This window comes from Thioclava atlantica (assembly GCF_000737065.1).
Classification (GTDB): domain Bacteria; phylum Pseudomonadota; class Alphaproteobacteria; order Rhodobacterales; family Rhodobacteraceae; genus Thioclava; species Thioclava atlantica.
Genome location: NZ_AQRC01000037.1, coordinates 1 through 2,508 on the forward strand (window position 1 = coordinate 1; position 2,508 = coordinate 2,508).

General features: G+C 54.7%; 1 tRNA gene and 2 rRNA genes. All 3 read right to left on the bottom strand.

What is annotated here, in order from left to right:
• Positions 1-51 precede the first annotated feature (51 nt).
• A tRNA-Met gene (locus DW2_RS18805) sits at positions 52-128 on the bottom strand.
• 84 nt (positions 129-212) lie between these two features.
• Positions 213-327, bottom strand: a 5S ribosomal RNA gene (gene rrf / locus DW2_RS18810).
• A 79-nt stretch (positions 328-406) separates the two neighbouring features.
• Positions 407-2,508, bottom strand: a 23S ribosomal RNA gene (locus tag DW2_RS18815); the annotation flags it as partial.

Genomic DNA, 2,508 nt, shown 5'->3' on the forward strand with positions numbered 1-2,508 from the left:
GCGAAAGGCGCCTCTTTGGGCGCCATTACACTTTAGTTTCTATGTATATTTTGGTTGCGGGGGTAGGATTTGAACCTACGACCTTCAGGTTATGAGCCTGACGAGCTACCGGGCTGCTCCACCCCGCGCCAATATTTGGCCCCGAGGGCAAATTGTTTTTGCGATCGGGGTGATATCGTTTTGAGAGATGATTTTTGTTCGCTTCTTTCTAGGTTTGGCGGTGACCTACTCTCCCACGTCTTGAGACGCAGTACCATTGGCGCGACGGCACTTAACGGCCGAGTTCGGAATGGGATCGGGTGTTTTGCTCGTGCTATGACCACCAAACCGAGGAAGAAGCGAAGTTCCAAGTCAAGCTGTGCAGCATGCTGTTTGATCTTAGCCAGAGGTCTGGCTTCTACCGGATCAAATCAAGCCAATCGGGCAATTAGTACTGGTCAACTGAACGCGTTGCCGCGCTTACATCTCCAGCCTATCGACGTGGTGGTCTTCCACGGCCCTCAAGGGATACCTGGTTTTGAGGGGGGCTTCCCGCTTAGATGCCTTCAGCGGTTATCCTGTCCGGACATAGCTACCCAGCACTACCGTTGGCACGATAACTGGTCCACCAGTGGTCCGTTCACCCCGGTCCTCTCGTACTAGGGGCAACTCCTCTCAAGTATCCTACACCCACGGCAGATAGGGACCGAACTGTCTCACGACGTTCTAAACCCAGCTCACGTACCTCTTTAAATGGCGAACAGCCATACCCTTGGGACCTGCTCCAGCCCCAGGATGAGATGAGCCGACATCGAGGTGCCAAACGGTGCCGTCGATATGGACTCTTGGGCACCATCAGCCTGTTATCCCCAGAGTACCTTTTATCCGTTGAGCGATGGCCCTTCCACTCGGGACCACCGGATCACTATGGCCGACTTTCGTCTCTGCTCGACTTGTCAGTCTTGCAGTCAGGCTGGCTTCTGCCATTGCACTCAACGACCGATTTCCGACCGGTCTGAGCCAACCTTCGCGCGCCTCCGTTACACTTTGGGAGGCGACCGCCCCAGTCAAACTACCCACCACGCAGGGTCCCGGACCCGGATAACGGGCCGCGGTTAGACATCAAGCAGGCGAAGGGTGGTATCTCAAGGATGGCTCCACGGAAACTGGCGTTCCCGTTTCAAAGCCTACCACCTATCCTGCACATCACATGCCTGATGCCAGTGCGAAGCTATAGTAAAGGTTCATGGGGTCTTTCCGTCTAACCGCGGGTAGTGTGCATCTTGACACACAGTTCAATTTCGCTGAGTCCACGTTTGAGACAGCGGGGAGATCGTTACGCCATTCGTGCAGGTCGGAACTTACCCGACAAGGAATTTCGCTACCTTAGGACCGTTATAGTTACGGCCGCCGTTTACCGGGGCTTCAATTCGGTGCTTGCACACCTCCTTTTAACCTTCCGGCACCGGGCAGGCGTCAGACTGTATACGTCGCCTTACGGCTTCGCACAGCCCTGTGTTTTAAGTAAACAGTCGCCACCCCCTAGTTTGTGCCCCCCACCCACACTTGCGTGCGAATGGGGCCTCCTTCTCGCGAACTTACGGAGGCATTTTGCCGAGTTCCTTAAACGTGGTTCTCTCAAGCGCCTTGGTATTCTCTACCAGTCCACCTGTGTCGGTTTCGGGTACGATCTTAAAGTGGGGCTATTTCCAGGAACCGCTAAGCAGCCCTTCCAATCCGATAAGGAAGAACTACCCTCGCGATCCGTCACCACCACATGGCCCAGGAATATTAACCTGGTTCCCATCGACTACGCCTTTCGGCCTCGCCTTAGGGGTCGGCTTACCCTGCTCAGATTAGCTTTAAGCAGGAACCCTTGGACTTTCGGCGACAGGGTCTCTCACCCTGTTTGTCGCTACTCATGTCAACATTCTCACTTCTGATCACTCCACCGGATGCCTTACAGCCCGGCTTCACAGTCAGAACATTGCCTCCAATAGCTCCGAAGAGCGTAAGGAGGCAGCGTTCTATATCACAGAACGCTCCGCTACCACGCGCATCACTGCGCATCCAAAGCTTCGGCTCGTGGCTTGAGCCCCGTTACATCTTCGCCGCAGGACCTCTTAACTAGACCAGTGAGCTGTTACGCTATCTTTAAAGGATGGCTGCTTCTAAGCCAACCTCCTGGTTGTTTTGGAAGTCCCACATGCTTTCCCACTTAGCCACGAATTGGGGGCCTTAGCTGTTGGTCAGGGTTGTTTCCCTCTCCACGACGGACGTTAGCACCCGCCGTGTGTCTGCCGATCAGTTCTTCCCGGTATTCGGAGTTTGCTTAGACTCAGTAAGGCTGTGGGCCCCCATCATCCATGCAGTGCTCTACCCCCGGGAGAATACAATCGACGCGCTACCTAAATAGCTTTCGCGGAGAACCAGCTATCTCCGAGTTTGATTGGCCTTTCACCCCTAGCCACACGTCATCCCGACCTTTTTCAACAGGTGTGGGTTCGGCCCTCCAGTGAGTGTTACCTC